The sequence below is a fragment of the Deinococcus radiotolerans genome (assembly GCF_014647435.1).
GTDB classification, from domain to species: Bacteria; Deinococcota; Deinococci; order Deinococcales; family Deinococcaceae; genus Deinococcus; species Deinococcus radiotolerans.
The window spans coordinates 1-22,378 of record NZ_BMPE01000006.1 but is presented as its reverse complement, the minus strand read 5'-3'; the positions used below and the strand labels follow the sequence as shown (position 1 = coordinate 22,378).

The 22,378-nt window shown below is 69.2% G+C and carries 18 protein-coding genes and 8 tRNA genes; 23 read left to right on the top strand and 3 right to left on the bottom strand.

Annotated features, from left to right (window positions below; translation table 11 throughout):
• The first annotated feature begins 3 nt into the window (after window positions 1–3).
• The 10 genes from fakA (at window position 4) to rsr (ending at window position 5,223) form a co-directional block, all read left to right on the top strand.
• Window positions 4–1,620, top strand: coding sequence for a fatty acid kinase ATP-binding subunit FakA (gene fakA, locus IEY63_RS11750; protein WP_505703709.1), 1,617 nt, complete (start codon window positions 4–6; stop codon window positions 1,618–1,620).
• 257 nt (window positions 1,621–1,877) lie between these two features.
• Window positions 1,878–1,952: transfer RNA gene (locus tag IEY63_RS11745), tRNA-Glu, on the top strand.
• 79 nt (window positions 1,953–2,031) lie between these two features.
• Window positions 2,032–2,106: transfer RNA gene (locus IEY63_RS11740), tRNA-Gly, on the top strand.
• Between the two features lie 115 nt (window positions 2,107–2,221).
• Window positions 2,222–2,299: transfer RNA gene (locus tag IEY63_RS11735), tRNA-Leu, on the top strand.
• A 442-nt stretch (window positions 2,300–2,741) separates the two neighbouring features.
• Window positions 2,742–2,880: transfer RNA gene (locus IEY63_RS11730), tRNA-OTHER, on the top strand.
• A 19-nt stretch (window positions 2,881–2,899) separates the two neighbouring features.
• Window positions 2,900–3,039, top strand: a tRNA-OTHER gene (locus IEY63_RS11725).
• Between the two features lie 9 nt (window positions 3,040–3,048).
• A tRNA-Arg gene (locus tag IEY63_RS11720) sits at window positions 3,049–3,171 on the top strand.
• A 3-nt stretch (window positions 3,172–3,174) separates the two neighbouring features.
• A tRNA-Arg gene (locus IEY63_RS11715) sits at window positions 3,175–3,250 on the top strand.
• A gap of 160 nt (window positions 3,251–3,410) precedes the next feature.
• A tRNA-His gene (locus IEY63_RS11710) sits at window positions 3,411–3,485 on the top strand.
• A gap of 133 nt (window positions 3,486–3,618) precedes the next feature.
• A complete protein-coding gene (gene rsr, locus IEY63_RS11705) occupies window positions 3,619–5,223 on the top strand; it encodes an RNA-binding protein Rsr (protein ID WP_189069210.1) in 1,605 nt (534 codons plus the stop codon).
• A 22-nt stretch (window positions 5,224–5,245) separates the two neighbouring features.
• Here the strand turns inward: rsr and IEY63_RS11700 are convergent, their stop codons facing one another.
• Entirely contained in the window at window positions 5,246–5,941 is a 696-nt protein-coding gene (locus IEY63_RS11700; RefSeq protein WP_189069209.1) for a helix-turn-helix domain-containing protein, read from the bottom strand.
• 30 nt (window positions 5,942–5,971) lie between these two features.
• On the opposite strand from IEY63_RS11700, the gene IEY63_RS11695 reads away from it, so the two are divergent.
• Entirely contained in the window at window positions 5,972–7,312 is a 1,341-nt protein-coding gene (locus tag IEY63_RS11695; protein ID WP_189069208.1) for an amidohydrolase family protein, read from the top strand.
• Between the two features lie 13 nt (window positions 7,313–7,325).
• Here the strand turns inward: IEY63_RS11695 and IEY63_RS11690 are convergent, their stop codons facing one another.
• Both IEY63_RS11690 and IEY63_RS11685 read right to left on the bottom strand, forming a co-directional pair.
• Window positions 7,326–8,309: an acetamidase/formamidase family protein gene (locus tag IEY63_RS11690; RefSeq protein WP_189069207.1), complete on the bottom strand. Its 984-nt coding sequence runs from the start codon at window positions 8,307–8,309 to the stop codon at window positions 7,326–7,328.
• A gap of 63 nt (window positions 8,310–8,372) precedes the next feature.
• Complete coding sequence (locus IEY63_RS11685) at window positions 8,373–10,103, bottom strand: bifunctional metallophosphatase/5'-nucleotidase (RefSeq protein WP_189069206.1); 1,731 nt, start codon at window positions 10,101–10,103, stop codon at window positions 8,373–8,375.
• A 101-nt stretch (window positions 10,104–10,204) separates the two neighbouring features.
• Between IEY63_RS11685 and murF the strand changes: the two genes are divergently transcribed.
• The 12 genes from murF (at window position 10,205) to IEY63_RS11625 (ending at window position 22,344) form a co-directional block, all read left to right on the top strand.
• Window positions 10,205–11,494, top strand: coding sequence for a UDP-N-acetylmuramoyl-tripeptide--D-alanyl-D-alanine ligase (gene murF, locus IEY63_RS11680; RefSeq protein WP_189069205.1), 1,290 nt, complete (start codon window positions 10,205–10,207; stop codon window positions 11,492–11,494).
• Between the two features lie 210 nt (window positions 11,495–11,704).
• Window positions 11,705–12,421 (top strand): hypothetical protein, encoded by a 717-nt coding sequence (locus IEY63_RS11675; RefSeq protein ID WP_189069204.1) that lies wholly within the window; start codon window positions 11,705–11,707, stop codon window positions 12,419–12,421.
• A gap of 447 nt (window positions 12,422–12,868) precedes the next feature.
• Window positions 12,869–14,047 (top strand): type IV pilus assembly protein PilM, encoded by a 1,179-nt coding sequence (gene pilM, locus IEY63_RS11670; RefSeq protein ID WP_189069203.1) that lies wholly within the window; start codon window positions 12,869–12,871, stop codon window positions 14,045–14,047.
• Window positions 14,040–14,741 carry a fimbrial assembly protein gene (locus IEY63_RS11665; protein ID WP_189069202.1) on the top strand — a complete coding sequence of 234 codons (702 nt, stop codon included), beginning with the start codon at window positions 14,040–14,042 and terminating at the stop codon, window positions 14,739–14,741. Before pilM ends, IEY63_RS11665 begins: the two co-directional genes overlap by 8 nt.
• Window positions 14,731–15,375, top strand: coding sequence for a type IV pilus inner membrane component PilO (locus tag IEY63_RS11660; RefSeq protein ID WP_189069201.1), 645 nt, complete (start codon window positions 14,731–14,733; stop codon window positions 15,373–15,375). Before IEY63_RS11665 ends, IEY63_RS11660 begins: the two co-directional genes overlap by 11 nt.
• On the top strand, window positions 15,372–16,505 hold the full coding sequence (locus IEY63_RS11655) for a hypothetical protein (protein WP_189069200.1): 1,134 nt from the start codon (window positions 15,372–15,374) through the stop codon (window positions 16,503–16,505). The genes IEY63_RS11660 and IEY63_RS11655 overlap by 4 nt, the downstream gene beginning before the upstream one ends.
• Before the next feature lie 3 nt (window positions 16,506–16,508).
• Entirely contained in the window at window positions 16,509–18,458 is a 1,950-nt protein-coding gene (locus IEY63_RS11650; protein ID WP_189069199.1) for a secretin N-terminal domain-containing protein, read from the top strand.
• Between the two features lie 98 nt (window positions 18,459–18,556).
• On the top strand, window positions 18,557–19,705 hold the full coding sequence (aroC, locus tag IEY63_RS11645) for a chorismate synthase (protein WP_189069198.1): 1,149 nt from the start codon (window positions 18,557–18,559) through the stop codon (window positions 19,703–19,705).
• Between the two features lie 5 nt (window positions 19,706–19,710).
• Window positions 19,711–20,490 (top strand): shikimate kinase, encoded by a 780-nt coding sequence (locus IEY63_RS11640; protein ID WP_373290910.1) that lies wholly within the window; start codon window positions 19,711–19,713, stop codon window positions 20,488–20,490.
• Window positions 20,477–21,532, top strand: coding sequence for a 3-dehydroquinate synthase (gene aroB / locus IEY63_RS11635; protein ID WP_229784673.1), 1,056 nt, complete (start codon window positions 20,477–20,479; stop codon window positions 21,530–21,532). The genes IEY63_RS11640 and aroB overlap by 14 nt, the downstream gene beginning before the upstream one ends.
• Before the next feature lie 69 nt (window positions 21,533–21,601).
• Window positions 21,602–22,033, top strand: coding sequence for a type II 3-dehydroquinate dehydratase (aroQ, locus tag IEY63_RS11630; protein ID WP_189069195.1), 432 nt, complete (start codon window positions 21,602–21,604; stop codon window positions 22,031–22,033).
• Window positions 22,030–22,344 carry an alpha/beta hydrolase-fold protein gene (locus IEY63_RS11625; RefSeq protein ID WP_229784672.1) on the top strand — a complete coding sequence of 105 codons (315 nt, stop codon included), beginning with the start codon at window positions 22,030–22,032 and terminating at the stop codon, window positions 22,342–22,344. Before aroQ ends, IEY63_RS11625 begins: the two co-directional genes overlap by 4 nt.
• Window positions 22,345–22,378: the final 34 nt, after the last annotated feature.

Here is a 22,378-nt window from a genome sequence, read left to right as displayed (position 1 = left end):
GTCATGAACGCCGCACACACCGGGCACCGCGCGCACCTGTCCCCCGCCGATCTGGCGCGCATGCTGCGCTACGCGACCGACTGGCTGGGCGTGTACCGCGAGCAGGTGAACGCCCTGAATGTCTACCCCGTCCCGGATGGGGACACCGGCACGAACATGCACCTGACCATGCAGTCCGTGCGCCGTGAGCTGGACACCTGCGACGAGACCAGCATGCCCGGCGTGGCGCGCGCCATCAGCTACGGCGCGCTGCTGGGCGCCCGCGGGAACAGCGGCGTCATTCTGTCGCAGCTCCTGAAGGGCTTCGCGGAGACCATCAAGGACCTGCAGGTCGTGGACGCCGCCGCGCTGGGCCGCGCGTTCCAAGCCGCGCAGAAGACCGGGTACGGCGCCGTCATGAAGCCTGTGGAGGGCACCATCCTGACGGTTGCGCGCGGCGTGGCCGAGGGTGCCCAGGGTGAGCACATCGAGGACGTGCTGGAGAACGCACTATTCCGCGGTCAGGCGCTGCTGGATCAGACGCCCGAGATGCTCCCGGCGCTGAAGCAGGCGGGCGTGATCGACAGCGGCGGCCAGGGCTACCTGTACGTCGTGCAGGGCATGCTGGCGCAGCTGCGCGGCGAGGCGCTGCCCCCCGCGCCCGAGATCACCAGCTACGCGCAGGAGCAGTTCGAGAACGAGGAATTCGGGTTCTGCACCGAGTTCCTGATGAGCGAGGCGACCAAACCCATCGAGGAGATCCGCGAACTGGTCACGCCCTTCGGGGACAGCCTGCTCGTGGTGGGCGCGGAAGGATACGTGAAGGGCCACATCCACACCAACGAGCCTGATCAGCTGCTCGCCACGGTGGGCCGCTACGGGAAGATGCTCAAGACGAAAGTCGAGGACATGAGCGAGCAGCACACCGAGATCCTGGGCATGGCGGGCGCCACCGCCCGCGCCGAGGAAGAAATCGCCCCGACCGGCCTCGTGGCCGTCGCCAGCGGCTACGGGCTGGTCAAGCTGTTCCGCGGGTTCGGCGCGCGGATCGTGTCCGGCGGGCAGACCGCGAACCCCAGCGTGCAGGACATCGTGGACGCCGTCCGCAGCGTGAGTGCTGAGAAGGTCATCATCCTGCCGAACAACAAGAACGTCCTGATGGCCGCCGAGAAGGCCATGGAACTCATGGAGGGCCGCGCGGTCGTCATCCCCACCCGCACGCTGGGCCAGGGCATCGGCGCGGCGCTGAACTTCAGCCCCGACGTGCCCGCCGAGGAACTGGTGGACGGCATGACCGAGGCGTCCCGCACTGTCACGACTTTCGAGGTGACGCGCGCCAGCCGCACCACGAACATCACCGTGAAGGACGGCCGCACGCTGGACATCAAGGAAGGCAACGTGATCGGCCTGATGGACGACGAACTCGTCCAGAGTGGCGGCACGCCCGAGGACAGCGTCCTGGAGATGCTCAACCGCCACTACCAGGGTCAGGAGATCATCACCGTGTTCGGCGGTCCCCAGCACACCCAGGAGGACTTGGACACCCTGGCTGGGCGGATCGGCAAGGAATTCAGCATGGCCGAGGTCGAAACGCACCCCGGCGGGCCGGACCTGTACGACTACCTCGTGACCGTGGAATAAGCTCAGAGCACCGCAGAAGGCCGGAAGGATACCGCTTCCGGCCTTCCTGCTTTCCCATTGCGGTCGGTCCGCGCTGCGGGCCCGCCGGATGGCCTAGCCGTCCCTTACGCCACACGGCGAATGTGACCTGCGCTCCCACGCCCGTACACTGCACGGCAGGTGAGGGCATCCCCCAACACCCCGGCGCGGGCCGGATACCCAGGGTTCTCTTTCAAAAGGAACCACCCTGCGTGACCCACTTGTCCGCCGCCAGCACCGCTCCCATCGTCCAGTGGTGAGGACCTCAGACTTTCACTCTGAAAACGCCGGTTCAATTCCGGCTGGGAGTCCCACTGGGCGGGCCGAAGAACACGGGTTACCCCACTGTCAACTGGACCAACACCCCGCGTTCACCCCTCGCCCGCCCGTTACGCAGATGTCGTCCAGCAGTCAGGATTTCTCGTTGCCAACGAGAGGACGGTGGTGCAACTCCATCCATCTGCTCCATTCAGGTTTCTGCCCATCGGCAGGGCGCCCAGCCACCGTCGGATGATGGCGCAACCGAGGGCGCAGAAGCCTGCGCTGATCCCGGGCTCCGGCCCTTCCGACCATCCTGATCCACACTCCGGTCTCCCAACCCGGTAGACGAACACGCCTCAGACGCGGGCCCGTGTGAGTTCAAATCTCACCCGGAGGACCAGCCCAACAGCGGGCCCTGCATGGTGGGTGATTCGACCCCTCACACGCCCCTTGCCCACTTCTGGGCCGATGCGTGAGGGTTATTGGCGAAACTGGTTCGAATCCAATCACCCACCCCAACAGCACGGCAAATCCACGACCCGAGGTCATCCCATGAACGCACTCCCGCTCCCCCTCCTTCCCGCCTCCAGCGCACAACTGATGAACGTACGGCGAACCGGGCAGGAGCAGCGAGGTCCGTTCATGCCGGTCACCCGTGGTACGCCGCTGCACCTTCGATATCGCCATCTTGTCCAGGCGCGAAATTTCTGGATGGGCGGCGACGACGAGTCGCGGACGACTGTACATCGCCTGCCTCACGGCAAGTGAGTTCGAATCTCACCCATCCACCACAAGACACGCGCTGAACGGCGTGCCCTGCGGGGAACCTGAAGCCACGTTACGCGGCGGGTAGCTCAGCTGGCAGAGCATCTGAATGCCTTCACAGGCATCCTCTTCTCCACACCCTTGTCCGCCCGGCGGGCCGTTCGGGGAAGGTGATCTTGCCCAGACGGTCGCGGGTTCGACTCCCGCCTCGCCGCACTCTTGCAAGTCCACCGTGGGGACGGTGGCGGAACTGGTAGACGCACATGTGCCCCCTGCGGGCTTTCCTTCGCCACTCCTTGCCCCCTGGGCCGGTGCGTGAAGGTGATCTGGAACATGCGCCGAGAGGCCCTGCGGGTTCAAGTCCCGCCCGTCCCCCACACGCCTGGAACGGTAGCTCAGTGGCAGAGCACTTTGGCCTGCGCGTCCCTTGCCCCACCGGGGCCGAAGCGTCAGGCTTATCGACTTCGGATCGAGAGGTCGTGGGTTCGAATCCCACCCGTTCCACCACCTGAACTGGTCGCTCAGCTGGAAGAGCGCCCCGCGACGAACGGGGAGGTCGCAGGTTCAAGTCCTGCCCAGTTCACCAGCATTCCGTACGAGCTCAGGAGCAGGAGCGCCTGCCTGTCCCGCAGGACGTCGCAGGTTCGGTCCCTGCTCCCGGGACCACCTCTGAGGGCCACTGTGGCCTTCAGCTCAGACCGCCAGTGCAGGCCGGGGGACCGGTGCGGGGAAGAACGTGCCTTGTGGAGGGTGTGGTGTACCGGCTGCACGCCGCCCTGTGGAGGCGGAGGTCCTGGGTTCGATTCCCGCCACCCTCCCCAACCGTGTGCCGGGCTGTACTGGACGCTCCCGCGTGGACGCCAGGGTCGCCCGGTTCACCTGCACGTGTTCGCGCCCGGCGATTCCGGGTGTTCCCGTTCCCTGTCGCCCTGTCGAGAAGGAGGGCCGATCCCCATGAAGAACCTGCTGAGTGCCATCAACCCCCTGAGCCGCCCCCAGACCGAGCGTCTGGATCACCGTCAGGTGGCGAACAACGCCGGCGGTTTCGTGTACGCCGTGTCCGACGAGGCGCGCCTGACGCGGTTCCTGATCCTGGGTACGGACGGCGGGACGTTCTACGCGGCCGAGCGGGCGCACACGGTGCAGGCCACCGAGTTCGTGCGGACGTTCGTGCAGGTGGACGCGGCGCGGGCGCTGGCGGTCACGCTGGACGTGGTGCGGGGGAACCGAGCGCCGAAGCCTGCCCCGGCGCTGCTGGTGCTGGCGCTGATCGCGAAGACCGCGCCGGACGCCGCGCACCGCCAGGCGGCGTGGGCGGCGCTACCGGAGGTGGCGCGCACGGGCACGATGCTGCTGCACTTCCTGGCGTTCGTGGACGCCCTGGGCGGCTGGGGTCGCCTGACCCGCCGGGGCGTGGCGAACGTGTTCGAGACGGTGGACACGCAGCGGCTGGCACTGTGGGCTGTGAAGTACAAGGCGCGGGACGGCTGGAGTCAGGCGGACGCGCTGCGCCTGAGCCACCCGAAGACGGCAGACGCCGGGCGCAACGCGGTTCTGAAGTTCATGGTGGACGGCGTGCTGCCCGACGTGGGTGAGGTCAGTGACCCGGCGCTGCGCGTGATCGAGGGGCACCTGCTGGCCCAGCGCGTGACCTCGGACGCCGGGGCGGCTGCCCTGATGCGGGCGTATGGCCTGCCGATTGAGGCGGTGCCGACGCACCTGCGGGGCGCGGCGGTGTACCGCGCCGCCATGGACACGAACGGCCTGACGTGGCTGCTGCGCAACCTGGGGAACCTGGGCCGCGCAGGGGTGCTGAGCGTGAATGACCGCGAGGTGGTGCAGGCGGTCACGGCGCGCCTGACGAGCGTTGAGGCGTTGCGGCGCGGGCGGATTCACCCGCTGGACGTCCTGAAGGCCCGGCTGGTATACGCGCAGGGCCGCGGCGTGAAAGGCAAAGGGGAATGGCTGGCCGTGCCGCAGGTCGTGGACGCCCTGGAGGACGCGTTTCACCTGTCGTTCGGGAACGTGCGCCCGGCGGGCACGCGGCACCTGCTGGGCCTGGACGTGTCGGGCAGCATGACGTGTGGCACGGTGGGCGGCGTGCCGGGCCTGAGCCCGAACATGGCAGCGGCCGCCATGAGTCTGGTGGCGCTGCGGACCGAGCCGGACGCCCTGACGATGGGCTTCGCGGATTCGTTCCGGCCGCTGGGCATCACGGCGCGGGACACGCTGGAAGGCGCGATGCGTAAGGCGCAGAGCCGCAGCTTCGGCGCGACCGACTGCGCCCTGCCGATGCTGTGGGCCGCGCAGGAGAAGGTCCAGGTGGAGACGTTCGTGGTGTACACCGACAACGAGACCTGGGCCGGGAAGGTGCACCCGACCGCCGCGCTCGACGCGTACCAGCAGAAGATGGGCCTCCCCGCGCGGCTGATCGTGGTGGGCCTGACGGCCACGCGCTTCAGCATCGCGGACCCGGACCGGGCGGACATGCTGGACGTGGTGGGCTTCGACTCGGCCGCGCCGGGCGTGATGGCTGACTTCGCCCGCGGCACGCTGTAGACCCGGCCGCCCAGCAGGCCGGTCAGCGGTGCAGGCGGCGGAACTCGTCCTCGGTCAGGGGGGCCAGACCCAGGCGCAGCAGCGTGGGCTGGCCCCCACCGGCGTTCGCGGCGTGGAACGCCTCGACCTTGCGCATCAGGAGGATCAGGTCGCGCTGCACCTCCACGACCTGCTCACCGGTCAGGCGGGCGGTGGGCGCGCCACTCAGCATCCGGGCGGGGGGGCCCTGCCACTCGTCCAGGGCGCTCAGCGGCCGGGCGGTGCGGGGCCCTTCCAGCACGGCGAAACCGGGCGCGTCGGGCGTGGCATAGACCCGCAGGCCCCATCCGGGTGCGAAGTCACTTAGGGCGCGGTGAAATTCCCGCCCGGCCGCGTGGTGAAACAGGGAGTCGAGCGCGGCGGCCTGCGTTTCCTGCGCCTGTGGGGGCAGGCGGCGCGCGTCAATGAAGAGGTCGTCGGCGCAGGCGCGGTAGACCTTCACGGGTCGCCCCGCGCGGGTCTGTTCCCGCTGTACGGTCAGGAGACCTGCGCGCCGCAGGGCCTGCACGTCCCGGTGCACGACGCGCACGTCCAGCTGCGCCTCGCGCGCGGCGCCCGCCACGGTCTGCTCGCGGCCCAGGAACGCTCCCAGGACGCGCCGGACGCGCTCATGCGCCAGCAGCGCCACGGCGGCAGGGTCGGTGACCTCATGCGGTCTACTCGCAGCGGGGCCTGTCATGGTGAGTAGCGTAGCGGGGAAGCTGCGGGCATGCGCACCTTCACGCCAGCGACCCTGCCCGTCCTCTCGCCCACCACGCCCGTCGTGTGGCGGGGCCGCGTGTGGAACGGCCAGGACGAGGCGCCAGTGGCGGACGGCGCTGTCCTGACCCGCGGCGGCCGGATCGAGGCCGTGGGCCCGGCCGCCCACCTGAGCGCCCTGGAGGACGCCGTGACCGTGCAGACCACCGGCACGATCCTGCCGGGCCTGATCGACCTGCACGTGCACGCCCGCCCGGCGTACCTGCCGTGGTTCGTGGCTGCGGGCGTGACCACCGTGCGGGACGCCTGCAACTCGCTGGAAACTGTGGACGCCCTGCTGGCCCACCCGGGTCCCGGGCCGCGGGTACTGCCCTCTGGGCCCATGCTGGACGGTCCGGACGCCTTCTTCCGGCATTTTGGATCCGGCGCGGTGCACGAACCGGGAGACGGGCAGGAGCGCAGCGCCGCTGCGCTGATCGTGCGTACGCCCGCGCAGGCGGAACGCGCGGTGGCGTTCCTGGCCGATCAGGGCGTCACGCACCTGAAGTTGTATGAGGCGCTCGCTCCGGAGGTCTACTCAGCGGCCATGCGCGCCGCAGCCCGGCTGCACCTGCCTGTCATGACTGACCTGGGGATGCTCACCACCCGGGGCCGCGCGGCGCAGGTGGACGCCCGGCAGGCCCTGGCGCTGGGCGTGCGCTCAGTCGAGCACGCCAGCGGGTTCGCCCTGGCCGCCGAACGCGCGGGCTTCGACCCGACCCTTGACCTGCCCACTGAAGTGCTGGACGAACTGGCCGCGCTGACCGTCACGGCGGGTGCGGCGCTGGTGCCCACCCTCAGCGTGTTCGCGCCGCTGACGACCAACACCCGGCCTGATGGCCGTGACCTGCCCCTCGCCGGTCAGGGCGGACCACTCCGGGAGAGCCTGGAGGCGCAGTGGCAGGTCGTGCACGCGGGCACCCGGCCCATCCGGTCCCTGGCGCAGGCAGACGCGCGGCTGGCCGCGCAGCTCGCCGTTCGGATCGCCCAGCTGGGTGGTCGGGTCGGCGCGGGCACCGACACCCCGGCCGGAGCCTTCACCCTGCCCGGCGGGGGCCTGCACGCGGAACTGGAGCGGCTGGTGCAGGCCGGCCTGACCCCCGCACAGGCCCTGCGCGCCGCCACGAGTACCGCCGCCGATCTCCTCGGCCGCGCGGACCTGGGCCGCGTCCAGCCCGGCGCGGTGGCTGACCTGCTCGTCGTGGCGGGCGATCCCACCACCGACATCCGCGCCACCCGCACCATTCAGCTGGTGGTGCAGGGCGGACACCTCCTGACCCCGGGGACCCTGCACGCCGCCCTGGAAGCGTAGAAGCCCTGGCCAGTCAGCCCTCCATGAAGATGTCCAGCGGCAGGAACGCGCTGACAGTGTAGTTGGGCGCGTCCACGATCTGACTGATCTTCAGATCCACGCAGGCGCTGGCGAGCACGTACGCCTCAGGCAGCGTCAGCCCGCGCCGTTCCAGGTGACGCAGCAGGGCGCGCAGGGCGATCCGGGCGGCGGTCATCAGGTCCGGGTGGTGGCCGGTGGTGGCGTGCCAGGCGCCGCTGCGGCCGCCGCTGGTGGGCGTCGTGAATTCAGGGATGGTAATGCCGGCCTGACGCTCCACGTGTACGCGCAACGTCACCTGCCCGGCCGTCTCGATGCCGGTCCCGGACACTTCACCGTCGCCCTGCGCGGCGTGCAGGTCACCCACGGACAGCAGCGCCCCGGGCGCCTCGACCGGAAGCCACAGGGTGCTTCCCGCCACCAGCTGCCGGATATCCATGTTCCCACCGACCGACCGGGGCGGCGCGGTCGGGTGCGGTCCGCTGGCGCCGGGCGCCACGCCAATCACCCCGGGGAACGGCGCGAGAGGCACGCGCACGCCGGGCTTGAGGTCCGCGTGGGTCCCGGCCCGCAGATCCCAGATGTGCGTGTAGGACTCCAGACCCTCGGCGGCCAGTGCCGCATCCAGCAGGCCAATGCCGTTGGGCCGGCAGCCGGTCCAGCCCCACGCGGCGGTCCGCACCTCAAGCAGCTCGATGCGCAGGGCGTCGCCCGGCCGGGAGCCCTCCACGAAGACCGGCCCGGTCAGCGGATGCCCACGGGGGCCGCCCAATGGGGCCCGCGCGTCCGCCTCAATAGGGGAAATCAGCGTGGGCGGGGCGCTGAGTTCACCGCTGAGCACCCGGCGCGCCACGCCCCCACCGGAAGCGTCCAGCGTATCCAGCGTGACCGTATCCCCACTGGCGACCGTCAGGGCAGGCGACAGGGCGTTGTCCCAGACGGTGTGCAGCGCGTCCAGCTTCAGGTGATGGTGGGCCATGCGTTCAGGGTACGGCAAGCGCCCGCCCTGGCGCGGGCCGGGGCGGGCAGCAGGCGGCTCAGATCAGAGCTTGATGATGCGGTTCTGGACCACGTTCTTCAGGTTGGGACCGAACGCCTTCAGGTAGGTGCTGAGCACGTCCGTGTCACTCAGGCCGGGCAGCTGCACGACGTTCGTGGCGTTCTTGAACACCGTGAAGTTGTCGCCACCCGCGGCCAGGAAGTTGTTCGTAGCGACGCGGTAGGTGGCCGTGGCGCTGATGGGCGCGCCCTTGAAGGTGATGTCGGCGATGTTCACGCGCTGCCCGTCGGGGTTGCTGAGCGTGTACTTGTAGCTGAAGTCCGCGGACACCTGCAGCAGTTTGACGGCGGAGGCGTTCGCGCCGCTCCACTGCTGCTCCAGCAGGTCCTTGATCTGCTGGCCGGTCAGGGTCAGGACGGTGGTGGTGTTGCCGAAGGGATGCACGGCGAACACATCGCCGAAGTTCACTGCGTTGCCCGCCTTGATGGCGGTGGCATCCGGGAGGTCGGCGCGGATGCCGCCGGGGTTCATCAGGCCGATCTGGCTGCCCTGGGCCTGGGTGGTGTACACCAGTGCGTCAGCAATCACGTCGCCCAGCGCGGACTCAGTGTTGCGGGCGTTGCTGATGCCACGCTGGATCTGCGGGTCGCCCAGTTTGGCGATCTCAACGTTCTTGATGGCGGCGACCTTCTCGTTGGTCTTGGTCAGGATGCTGGTCATGTTCGGGTCCAGCGTCCCGTCGGCCTTGCGGGCGTCGTAGTTCACGACAAGGTTGGCGGCCTGAACCTGCATGACGCGGTGGTTGGCCTTGTCCACGACCAGGTCGAGGCGCTGCAGCAGGTGCCCGTAGAAGTCACCCTGGATCACAATGCGGTCCTTGCCGGTGGGGTCGGGCACGAGGCAGTTGTAGCCCTGGTGGCTGTGCCCGCTGATGATGGCGCTCACGGCGGGGTCCACGCGCTTGGCGATGTCCACGATGGCGCTCTTGATGCTGAGGGTCTTGCAGCCGACCGTGTTGTACTTGTCGGTGCTGCCCTCGGCCAGTTCGCCGCCCTCGTGGATCAGCATGATGATTGCGTCGGGCTTCTTGGCCTTGATCTCGGGGATGTACTTGTTGACGGCGGCGGCCTCGTCGGTGAAGTTGAGCATCTTCACGCCGTCGGGGGACACGATGCCGGGGGTGCTCTTGGTGACGGCGCCCACGAACGCGATCTTCAGGCCGTTGACGTCCTGAATGATGTACGGCGCGAAGGGCGTGCCGGTCTTGCCGGAGGTGGCGTTGTACGCGACGTTCGCGCCGATCCACTTGAAGGTGGCGCCGGTGTAGGTGGTGTCGTACTTGCAGGCCTTGCTGGGGTCGTTGCTGGCGCAGCCGCCGTTCTGCATGCGGAATAGTTCGTCCAGGCCCTGGTCGAACTCATGGTTGCCCAGCGCGCTGACCTTCATGCCCATGCCGTTCAGGGCGTACACGGCGGGTTCGTCGCGCAGCAGGCCGCTGTTGATGGGGCTGGCGCCGATCAGGTCGCCGCCGCCGACGAGGACGGTGTTGGGGTTGGCTTTCCTGGCCGCGTTGACTTCCGCCGCGATGGCCTCGATGCCGCCGGCGCTGATCTTGGCGCCCTCGGCGGTGGTGAAACTCGTTGGGGCGAGATTCCCGTGGAAGTCATTCAGGCCCAGGATGGTGACATTCGTGGGAACCGGCGTGAGGGGACCCGTGGTGCAGGCGGTGAGGCCCAGTGACACGGTCAGCAGCAGAACAGGCAGGGTTTTCATATGGCCCAAACAGTCTACTCATCCCGGGCGGTTTGTGAATGTGGGCGGGCGCCACTGCTGGGGGCATGGTTCCCCCGGGCGGGGGTGTTACCCTGCCGGGCATGCTGGACCCACACCTGCCTCTTCCTTTTCAGGCTGCTGTTCATCCGGAGGCCCGCGTGGCGCGGCGCCTCACCTGGGACTCGCGTGAAGCCTCACCGGATGTGGCGTTCGTGGCGCTGCCTGGCGAGCGGGGGCATGGGAATGCGTTCGTGGAACAGGCACTCGCGGCGGGCGCGCCGTTCGTGCTGACGGATCTGGACGTGCCGCGCGCGGTGCGGGTCCCGGACGCAAGGGAGGCGCTGTTCGCGTGGGGCCGCGCGGAGCGGCAGCACGCGCCGCTGGTGGTGGGCATCACGGGCAGCGCCGGGAAGACCACGGCGAAGAGTTACGCGGCGGCGGCGCTGGACGCGCATTTCATGCCGGTGTTCAACACCATGCCGGCCATTGCGTGCTTCCTGGTCGAGTTCGGGCGTGCTGGGCGGCCCCTGGTGGTGGAGATGGGGATTGACCGGGTGGGCGAAATGGCGGAACTGGTGGACCTGGTGCGTCCGGATGTGGGCGTGATCACGTCCATCGGTCCGGCGCACCTGGAGCAGCTGGGCAGCATGGAGGGGATCGTGCGGGAGAAGGGCGTGATCCTGCGGGACGTGCAGGGGCAGCCGGTCCGCTCGCTGGTGGGGTCGCAGGCGGCCGCCTTCTACCCGGGCGTGGACAGTTACGGGTTCGGACCGGTGACGTTCGCGGGTGAGAACCTGCGGGTGACGCCAGAGGGCGCCTCGTTCTCCTTTGCGGGGCGGCCCGTGACGCTGCCGCTGGCGTCCACGGTGCAGGCCGAGGCGGCCGTACTGAGCCTGCACCTGGCCCGCGAGGCTGGTCTGGACCTAGCGGGCGCCGCGGAGCGGCTGGCGGGGGTCAGCGTGCCGGGCGGCCGGTACCGCGTGCATCCGGGCCGGTTCACGGTCATTGATGATGCGTACAACGCCTCGCCGGTGGCGGTGCGGGCGGCGCTGGACGCCCTGAGCGGCTGGGAGGGGCGGCGCATCAGCGTGCTGGGCCGCATGCTGGAACTCGGCCCGACGGAACGGGCGCTGCACGCTGAGGTGGGCGCGTACGCCCGGGAGCGTGCGGACGTGACGTTCGGGGTGGGCGCGTTCGCTGCCGAGCTGGGCGAGCAGGCCTACGCAACGGTGCCGGAACTGCTGGAGGCGCTGCTCGCCCAGGTGCAGGAGGGGGACGTGGTGCTGGTCAAGGCCAGCCGCGGGATCAGCTGGACGCCCGAGCGGCGCGCTCAGGAGGGCGTGGGTCTGGACGTGGTGGTGCAGGGGCTTCTGGACGCCCGTGGCGACTGACCGGACAGCCGAACCGGGCGTGCGTCGCCGCAGTCTGTCCGATCGTTCGTCACGGCAGAGGCCAGAGCCGACGAACGAGCAGGGCATGGCCCACTTTTGCGCCTGAGTTTCAGTCCCCCACTTTCTGCCTGCTGAACGCTGTGTGGCGGTGGAAACCAGCTGTCATGAAGCCGCCATCCGCTGCCGGGCAGGGTCCGGCAGAATGCAGGGGTGCGATTCCTGCCTGCTCTGCTTCTGGGTGCGCTGACCGCCTGCGCGCCAACGCTCTCGTCATCCCCGGCGGGGGCGCTGCGCGCGGCGTTCAGTGAGGCGGGCGTGGCGTGGGTGGTGAACGGCCGGGCCTGCGTGGCGCGCGCGCCGTCCTTCCAGGCGGCGTGTCCGGCGCTGCCGGCGACGGTGGATGTCGCGTGGCATGACGGTCAGGCGTGGGCGGGCGTGCCGTCCCTGGCGGCGGTGGTGACGCTGGACGGCGTACCGCGCACAGTGGACGTGGGCCGCGTGGCGGCGCTGAGTGCCTCCCGGGTGTACCGGGAGAACGGCAGCGCCGTGGAGTACAGCGGGGCGGCGGCCAGTGGGGTCCTGGGCATGCCGGTGGCCGCGCTGACGGGTGGGGACGGGCTGGAGTACGTGTTGCGGGCAGGTCAGGTGGTGCGGGTGCCGGACAATTCCGTGCAGCCGGGGGCGGGGTTCACGCTGCTGAACTGGGTGCCAGATGGCGTGCGGGGCGGCACGGTGCCCGAGGTGGTCACCAGTGCGGGGACGTACCGCCTGACGGGCTTGAATCTGGAACGGGTGGATGCGGCGGGAGTCGTGCGGGCTAGTGTGCCGCACGGGCCGGGCCGGGTGGGGGTGGTGGGTCCGTGGCTGGTGACGGTCACGCCCGAGGGCCGCGTGCGGGTGTTCTCGCCGGATCTGGTCGCCCGCTGAGCCGTTCAGGGCCGCTGACGGCCAGAGTTCTGTGCTGAATGCCCTCACCTGACGCGCTGCCCAGACTATAGGCATGGCAGCGGGTGAACTCATGTGATTCGTGCCTGGAACTCACCTGGACGTGAGGAATTCCGTGAATTGTGGGGCTGACTTGTGGTGTACTAAAGCACCCCGTTCAAGAAGCCTTCATGTACGGGGTGGGTGACCGGGCTGTTCGTGCCGTGCCCACCAGGGTTCGGAGGCGGCAGCAGGTGACCGGAGCTGAGAAGCGCGCCCGGACGTGCCGCGTGCGTTTCAGGGAGTCAGGATTGCGTGAGTGGTGAGGTGGTTATATGGAGTTCCCGTGGTCCTCACTTCGTTGTCCGTGCGTCGTCGTCTCACCGCCTGCTCCGGCCTTCCCGCCGCCAGATGAGTGAATGCTAAAATCCGCCTGATCCTGGAGGGAGAATGTCGAGTTTCCTGAACCGCTTACTCAGTCCACGCCCGAATGCCCTGGGCGTGGAAATAGGCACGAGTGCCATCAAGGTCGTGGCCCTGCGCCCCGGCGCGCCCCCGTCCCTCCAGCACGCTGTGATGGTGCCCACGCCCATCGGCAGCATGCGGGACGGACTGGTGGTCGAGCCGCAGGCGGTCGCGACCGAACTCAAGAACCTGCTGGCCGAGCACCGCATCACGAACCGCTTCGCCGTCACCTCGGTCCCGAACCAAGTGGCGGTCACGCGCAACATCATGGTGCCGAAGATGGACCGCAAGGACCTGCAGGAAGCCATTAAGTGGGAGGCGGAACGGTACATCCCCTACCCCATCGATGACGTGAGCCTCGATTTCGACCTGCTGGACGATCCGGCCAACGTCCCTGACGACGGGCAGATGGAGGTCGTGATCGCGGCTGCGCCGACCGAGGCGGTGGCGCGTCAGGTCGAGGTGCTGCGCCTCGCGGGCCTGGAACCCAGCATCGTGGACCTGAAGTCCTTCGCGGCCCTGCGCGCCCTGCGCGGCAATCTGCTGGGCGAACACCTCACCAAGAGCACCCTGACCGGCAGCAACTACACCGAATCCGGCGAGGTCGCGCTCGTCATGGAAATCGGCGCGAGCAGCTCCGTGATCAACCTCGTGCGCGGCGACCGCGTCCTGATGGCCCGCAACATCAACGTGTCCGCGGACGATTTCACGACCGCGCTACAGAAGGCCTTCGATCTGGACTTCAGTGCCGCCGAGGAAGTCAAGCTGGGCTACGCGACCGCCACGACCCCCACCGAGGACGAGGAGGACCTGCTGAACTTCGACATGTCCCGCGAGCAGTACTCGCCCGCGCGGGTGTTCGAGGTCGTCCGGCCCGTCCTGGGTGACCTGATCACCGAGATCCGCCGCAGCCTGGAGTTCTACCGCGTGCAGAGCGGCGACGTGGTCATCGACCGGACGTTCCTGGCCGGGGGCGGCGCGAAACTGCGCGGCCTGGCCGCCGCAATCAGTGACGCGCTGGGCTTCCGCGTGGAGGTCGCCAGCCCCTGGCTGACCGTGCAGACCGATCAGGCAAACGTGGATACCGGGTACCTGCAGGCCAACGCGCCAGAATTCACGGTGCCGCTCGGCCTGGCGCTGCGGGGGGTGACCGGCCGTGGTTGAAGTCAACCTGCTGCCGCAGCAGTACCGCAAGCAGAGTGAGCCCACGCTGTGGCAACCCGCCGCGATCGGCGTGGCCGTCCTCACCGCCCTGATCCTGCTGGGCGTGGAGGTCGCCACCGCCACCAAGATCGGGAACATCAAGAAAGAACTGGACAGCGTCAACGGTGAGATCGCCGCCCTGACCCCCGCCGACCGCGAGTTCAGGCAGCTGACACAGGAGAAGACCGAGTTGCAGCAGGTCACCGCCATCGCCGGTCAGCTGCGCGACGCCAAGACCTACTGGACGAACGACCTGGCCAGCTTCACGGCGCAGCTTCCGGGCGGCAGTGGCGTGGCCCTCAAGAGCCTGACCATTCGCCCGGTGGACGCCACCAACCTGGCCTCTCAGCAGCAGAACGGTGTGTACACTGGTCAGAACGTGACCCGTGAAATTGACCTGAGCGGCTCAGCGAGCAGTCAGCAGGCGGTCGTGAACTTCCTGCGGACGTTCGAGAACAACCCGAACTTCGGCGTGAACTTCCGCAGTCTCCAGTCTGAGGGTGAGACGGGCCGCTACACCTTCAATGCCACGGTCGGCATCGTGAAGGGCGACGCGGCCGCCACCAGCCCGACCACGACCCCGGCCGGCGGCACCCCGGAGGCTCCGCCCGCGCCGGGTGCGTCCAGCTCGCAAGGGGGCGGCCGTGTCAATTAAGCTCTCGCCACGCAACCTCTTTTTCATCGTGCTGGCCGCGTGCATTGTGGTGGCGGCGCTGTGGTACACCATGCGCTACCAGGCGCGCCAGCAGGAGATCAGCCTGCTGCAAAGCGATCTCGACACCGCACAGAGCCGCGTGGCCGTCATGCGCAGCAATGCCCAGCAGCTTCCCGCGCTGCGCGAGGAGGTCGCCGGGCTCAAGGTACAGCAGGACGATTTCCTGGCCGCGCTCCCCAAGACCGCGAACTACTACCGCATCCTGGACGAGATTCGCCTGAACGCCGCCGCGGCCGGGGCCACGATGTCGAACTTCACCGTCGCGAGCGCAGCCGCCACCGGACTGCCCGGCGGCGTGCGGCCCATCAACCTGAACGTAAACGTGTCCGGCACCTTCGGGCAGCTGTTCCAGCTGCTGCGCTCGGTGGAGACCATGAGCCGCTTCACGAACGTGAACAACGTGGCCCTGCAGCTTCCGCAGGCGGACAGCTTCGATCCCAGGTTGGAAGGGACGCTGGCCCTGACCGTGTACACCTTCGATCCCACGCAGGCCAGCACGCCCGCGGCGGGCACCACCCCGGCCGCGCCTGACGCTGCGCCCGCCGCACCCGCCCCGGCAGGAGGCAACCCGTGACGCGCGCGCCCGTCAAACTCTCCCGTGAAATGAAACTGCTGCTGGGCCTGCTGCTGCTCGTCGCTGCGATTGGCCTGTGGTACGTCCTGACCAACAGGGGCGACTCGGCCGACCCGCAGACGACCGCCGGGCAGACGCCCGTCACCACGCCCGGCGACACCGTGCCCGTCACCACGCCCCAGGCATCCGGCGAGGGTGCCGGGCAAGGCAGTGGCGTGGCCACCGGCGGCAAGGTGGACGTCGAGGTCATCCCGCCCTTCCCCACCGGGGACGCGGGCACCACAGCCGGCGCGGCCGAACCGGCCGACACTCCGCCCACGCCAGCCGGCATCAACCCCGCGGGCACGCTGGCCGCAATTCCCGGCTCGAACCCCTTCCGGCCCCTCGCGCTGGACGGCACGGGTGAGGCGCAGGGCAGCGCCACGCCGACCAGCAGCGCCCCTGAACCCACCCCCACGCAGGCCAGCACGACCAGCAGCAACCCCAGCCCCGTGGCCAGCACGCCCACAATCACCCCGATCCAGACGGGCGGCGCGCTCGGCCTGAACTCGATTCCAGGCTCGTCCGGCCCCACAAGCGGCAGCAGCACCGGCCCGATCCCGGTCCCGACCATTCCCGGCGCGGACGGCGGCACGAACCCGCCGGTCGTGACGCCCATCACGTCGGGCGGCACCGTGGCCGTCACGCCCGTCAACACCCCGACCGCCACGGCCGTCACCGCCCCGGTCAAACCGCCAGTGGCTGGCGTGAACGTCCCCACGCTGACCCGCGTGCCCAACGTGACTGCGCAGGCCACGCCGAGCGCCACGCCCGCCAGCACCCTCCCGACCAGCGCGCCAACCCCCGGAACGCCGGAGGTCATCAGCGAGGTCGGCAGCGGCGTCCCCGGCGCGACCTCCTCCACGGCCTCGTCGCTCGACGCTTTTGTTCAGACGCAGCAACTCGCTTTCAATGCCGTGGTGCTCGGCCCGGTGAACACCGCCATCTTCCGCAGCAAGGACGGGTACGTGGTCGTGGCTGTCGGACAGACCCTGCCGGACAGCCAAGTCACCGTGAAGGAAGTCACGGCGACCGGCGCAACCCTCAGCCTCGGTAACGACTCCAAGACCCTCGAACTGGATAAAAGGTGAGCCATGACTAAACGCTTCGCTTCTCTCCTGCTGACCGCTGCACTGGGCATGGCCGCCGCTCAGACCGCCCCCACGACCCCCTCGGTGGCCGACCCACTCCTCACAAACGCCAGCGTGACGGTCGAGATCGGCCGCTACGGCGGGCCGCTGTCCAGCCTCCTGGCCGCGCTGGCCAAGAGCGCCGGGTACGGCCTGATCCTGGACACGAACGTGGACGCCCTGCCGCAGGCCAGCGGGACCGCCCCCGCGGCGACCACAGGGTCGGCCGCGGCCGGCACGGCCGCCGACGCCACCCGTCCCGTCGTGTACTCCTTCCAGAACAAGCCGTTCAATGAAGTGTGGCCGCTGCTGATGGACGTGTACGGCCTGACCTACGACGTGGTGACCCTGGCCGGGCAGCCGGTCCTGCGCGTGAGCAACACACCCATCCAGCGCACCGTGACCCTGAAGAACGCGGACGCCACGCAGGCCAGCCAGCAGGTGAAGCTGTTCTTCGGCACGCCCACCTACAGCGAGACCCCACAGAAGGACGCGCAGGGCAACACGGTCGGCGTGACCCGCACGCTGGTCGACGTGAAGCTGGACAGCAGCACGCTGCGGATCGTGCCGGACGTGCGCAGCAACGCCGTGATCGTGCGCGGCACGAACAAGGAGGTGGCCGAGGTGACCCGCCTGCTCGCGCAGCTGGACACCACACCCGCCACGACCGGCACGGCAGCGACGCAAGGTACCGCCGAGGTGCAGACCGTGCAGCGCGTGTACACCGTCAAGGGCGCACAGGCTGACATCGTGGCGCTGCTGGCCGCCCAGTACCCGGGCCTGAAGGTCACGCCTGTCGGGCAGACCGGGCAGCTGGTTGTGACCGGCCCGCAGAACCAGCTGGACGCTGCACTGACCCTGCTGGGTCAGGTGGACCGCGCCGCACCGGTCGTGGCCGGCGAGCAGATCACGCAGCGGGTCTTCACGCTCGTGAATTCCAGCGCCGAGGAAGTCAAGGCCACGCTGGAAGGCACGCTGTCCCGCGATCTGGGCACCACGCAGATCACCGGGGCAACCACGGGCACCACGACGACCGCGACATCCCCCGTCACCACGGCCCCTGCGGCCACCGGAGCGAACGCCGTGACGATCATCGCGGATAAGCGGACGAACACGCTGATCGTGCGCGGTACGGCCGGTCAGGTGACGCAGGTGGCCGAACTGATCCCGCAGCTGGATCAGAAGGTGCCGCAGATCAACGTGCAGGTCCGCATTCAGGAGATCACGGAGACCGCTGCGCGCAGCCTGGGCGTGAACCTCAAGGCGGGCTTCGGGGGCTTCAACATCTCTACCGGCGCTGCAAACGGCTTGGCTGTGTCATTCGACCCGACGCAGAGTCTATATGGCTTCAACCTGGGCGCCACGCTGAACACCCTGCAGAACCAGGGACTGAGCAAGAGCGTGTATGACGGCAGCATCACCATGCAGAGCGGTCAGCGTTCGCTGGGCACGGCCGGGGACACGCAGAACGCGTCGAGCAACGCGGCGGCCAGCGTCAAGAGTGGCGGCCGCCTGGAAGTGAACATTCCCTCGTCCGCAGCTGGCGTGCCGCCGATTCAGAAGCAGATTGATTACGGCGTGAATCTGGACTTCTTCAGCCCGCAGGTCGCGCCGGACGGCACGATCACACTGCGCGTGCGCGGGCAGGTCAATGCGCTCCAGACAGCCATCAATGCGTCGACCCTGCCGAATCTCCTGCAGTTCACGAACAGCGAGGCGCAGACCACGCTGACCTTCAAGAACGGGGAGACACTGCTGCTCAGCGGGCTGCTGGCCACCAAGGAGTCCACCACGAACGCGGGCGTGCCGTTCCTGTCGAGCATTCCCGTGGTGGGGGCGCTGTTCGGGTCACAGAGCACGACCAAGCAGCAGACGCAGCTGCTGGTGGTCATCACCGGGAACATCGTTCAGTAAGTCATTTCGGTGGCGCGCCCCTGCCTGCGTGGTGGGGGCGCGCTTTGTTTGTGCAGGGGCGCCGGGCGTCTGCGGAGCAGGCGGTACAGTCGGGAGGCATGAGGTACCTGACCGCTGGCGAATCGCACGGGCCGCAACTGACGGCCATCATCGAGGGGTTGCCCTCCCAGTTGCCGCTTGGCAAGGGGGACATTGACCCGTGGCTGCGAAAGCGTCAGGGCGGGTATGGGCGTGGGCGGCGCATGGTGATCGAGACGGACGAGGCCGAGATCCTCTCCGGGGTGCGGGCCGGGCGGACGACGGGCGCGCCGGTCACGCTGGCCATTGCGAACAAGGATCACCGGAACTGGACGGAGATCATGTCGCCCGAGCCGGGGGGCGAGCCACGCAAGAAGGCCCTGACGGACGCGCGGCCCGGTCACGCGGACCTGACGGGCGGCGTGAAGTACCGGCATAAGGACCTGCGGGACGTGCTGGAGCGGGCCTCGGCACGGGAGACGGCGGCGCGCGTGGCGGTGGGCAGCATCGCGCTGAAGCTGCTGTCCGAACTGGGTGTGGAGGGCGCGAACTACGTGTCGAGCCTCGCAGGGATCGAGACGCGGATGCCGTTCAGCTGGGCCGCGCTGGATGCCATCGAGAACAGCGACCTGCGCACCCCGGATGAGGACGCCGCCGCGCAGATGCGGGAGAGGATCGATCAGGCGAAGAAGGACGGCGACACGCTGGGCGGCATCCTAGAGGTGCGCTTCCGGGGCCTGCCGGTTGGCCTGGGGTCGTTCGTGCATTACGACCGCAAGCTGGACGGGAAGATCGCGCAGGCGGCCTTGAGCGTGCAGGCGATGAAGGGCGTGGAGATCGGCCGGGCCTTCGAGAACGCCGTGCAGCCCGGGAGCCGCGTGCACGACGCCGTGTACTACCGGGAGGGGACGTACGCGCGCGACACGAACGGCGCGGGCGGCCTGGAGGCGGGTATGACGAACGGCGAGGAGCTGATCGTGCGGGTCGCCATGAAGCCGATTGCCACGCTGATGAAACCGCTGCCGACCGTGAACGTGGTGACGCACGAGGCGTCCGACGCGGCCCGCGAGCGCAGCGACACCACAGCTGTTCCGGCGGCGGGCGTGATCCTGCAGTGCGTGATCGGCTGGGTGCTGGCCGAGGCGATCCTGGAGAAGTTCGGTGGGGACACCCTGCCGGAGTTGCAGGAGCGGGTGGCGGCGGCGCGGGCCTTCGCGCAGACGTACTGAGCCGCATGCTGAACGATACCGAGGGGGGCCGAAGCCGCAGCCTGCGGGCATTCCGGGTGGGTCTGGAGGCCGGGCTGACGGAGCACCTGCGGGAGGTTCCTGAGGACTGGATCGGGGGAAGCGTCACGCCGCTCCCGGAGGATTCCCGTACACTGTCCCCCATGTTCAGTTCCGGCCTCATCGAGCGTCCGGTGTCGTGGGTGGCGCTGGCGGGCTTCATGGGCACCGGCAAGAGCCGGATCGGCTGGGAACTGTCGCGGGCGCTGGCGCTGCACTTCGTGGATACCGACAAGCTGATCACGCGGGTGGTCGGCAAGAGCATCCCGGAGGTGTTCGCGCAGGAGGGCGAGGGGTACTTCCGCGCCTGCGAGCAGGAGGTCGTCGAGCGCGTGACGCGGCTGGAGCACGCCGTGATCAGCCTGGGCGGCGGGACCTTCATTCAGGAGGACAACCGCCGCCGCCTGCTGGAGCGTGGGCCGGTGGTGGTGCTGTGGGCGACGCCAGAGACGGTGTACCAGCGCACGAAGCACAGCGACCGTCCCCTGCTGCGGACCGAGGACCCCCTGGAGCGCATCCGCACGCTGATGGACGAGCGCGCCCCGGTGTACCAGCAGGGCACCATTCACGTGCACAGTGACGGGCGGCCCAGCGAGGAGATCGTCGAGGAGATCATCGACCGCCTGTGGTCGTGGGCGGACGCGCAGCACGCCTGGGCCCTCGATCATGTGGCGCACGATCACACGTTGGACGCGGCGGGTGGCGGGGAGTCGCGTGCGTCGGATTGAGATCGGTGGCGCGCAGCCGTACGCGGTGGAGGTCGGTGCGGGACTGCTGGGCACGCTGAGGGTCCCCGAGCGGCACGTCGCCCTGATTCACCCCACCGACCTGCCCGCCGAGTTCGTGGCGCGGGTGCAGGCCGCCTTGAATCCGGTCGTGACCGTACCCGTCCCCGCGCGGGACGACTGCAAGACGCTGGAGGTGCTCTCGGGGGTGCTCTCGCAACTGGCGGGGGCGAATATCCCCCGCGACGGCGCAGTCGTGGGGCTGGGGGGCGGCGCGGCGACCGACTTGGCGGGCTTCGTGGCGGCCAGTTACCTGCGCGGCGTGGCGTTCTACACGCTGCCCACCACGCTGCTGGGGATGGTGGACGCGGCGGTGGGCGGCAAGACCGGCGTGAACCTCCCCGAGGGGAAGAATCTGGTGGGCGCGTTCTGGCCGCCGCGCGCCGTGTGGTGCGATACCGACACGTTGGGCACCCTGCCGGGCGCGGTGTTCCGCGAGGGCGCCGCCGAGGCGTTCAAGCACGGTCTGATCAGCGATCCCACCCTGCTGGACCGTGTGCTGTCCCCGGAGTTCCGCCCCGGCGGCCCACTGCTGGAAGATACCCTGGCCGACGCGATCGCCGTGAAGGCGGGCGTCGTCACCCGCGACCTAACCGAACGCGGCGAGCGGGCGTACCTGAACTTCGGGCACACGCTGGCGCACGCGCTGGAGGCCGTCACGCACCACGGCGTATCCCACGGCGACGCCGTCGGGTACGGCATGCACTACGCGGCGCGGCTGTCGCGCGCGCTGGGCGGCGCGGACCTGACCGGGCACACCCTCGCGTTCCTGACATGGCAGCAGCCGGCACCTCTGCCCCCAGTGACCTTCGAGGACGCCCTGACCTTCATGGCCCGCGACAAGAAGGCGGATGCGGACGGCGTACGCTTCGTGCTCCTGAAAGACCTCGCCCAGCCCTACCTGACGCGCGTTTCCGAAAGCGTGCTGCGCGAGGAATTCAGCGGCTGGCAGCAGGCTCTCCGCGACCTCGACCTGCTGACCTGAGGCTCCCCTCCTCATCACGGCTGCACAATCCGCCCCTGGCCCACACGCCGGGGGCGGTACGCTGCGGGCATGCTGCTCGTGCTGAACGGCCCCAACCTCAACCGACTTGGCCTGCGGGAACCCGGCGTGTACGGCTCCCAGACCCTCGAAGACCTGGAACGGCAGTGCGACGCCTGGGGCGCGGAACTCGGGCAGGCTGTCACCTGCCGCCAGAGCAACTACGAGGGCCAGCTCATCGAATGGATCCACGAGGCCGAGGAGCACGGCTTTACCGGCATCGTCTTGAATCCCGGCGCGCTGACGCACTACTCGTACGCGCTGCGCGACGCCATCGCCGGGCAGCGCGTCCCGGTGATCGAGGTGCACATCAGCAACGTGGACGCCCGCGAGGAGTTCCGCCACAAGAGCGTCACGGCGGCCGTGTGCCGCGGCAAGATCAGCGGCTTGGGCTTCCTGGGCTACCGCCTGGGCCTGGAGGCGCTGGTCGAGGGGCAGGCGTGACCGACTGGCGGCCCTACCCGCGCCGGGCGGACAGCACCGTCACCGGGGAACTCTGGCAGCTGGATGGGGTGGGCGACGCGCAACACGCGACCCGGCCTGTGCTGGTGTGGCTGCCACCCTCCTATTACACGGACAGCGGGCGGCGGTACCCGGTGGTGTACTTTCACGACGGACAGAACGTGTTCGACGCCGCCACCAGTTACAGCGGCGAGTGGGGCGCCGACGAGACCCTGACCGCCCTAACCGCGCAGGGCACCGAGGCCATCGCGGTCGGCATCCCCAACGGTGTACGGGTAGTGCTCCAGAGATGACTTCCAGAATCTGACCCTTTCGAAGAGAGGGACG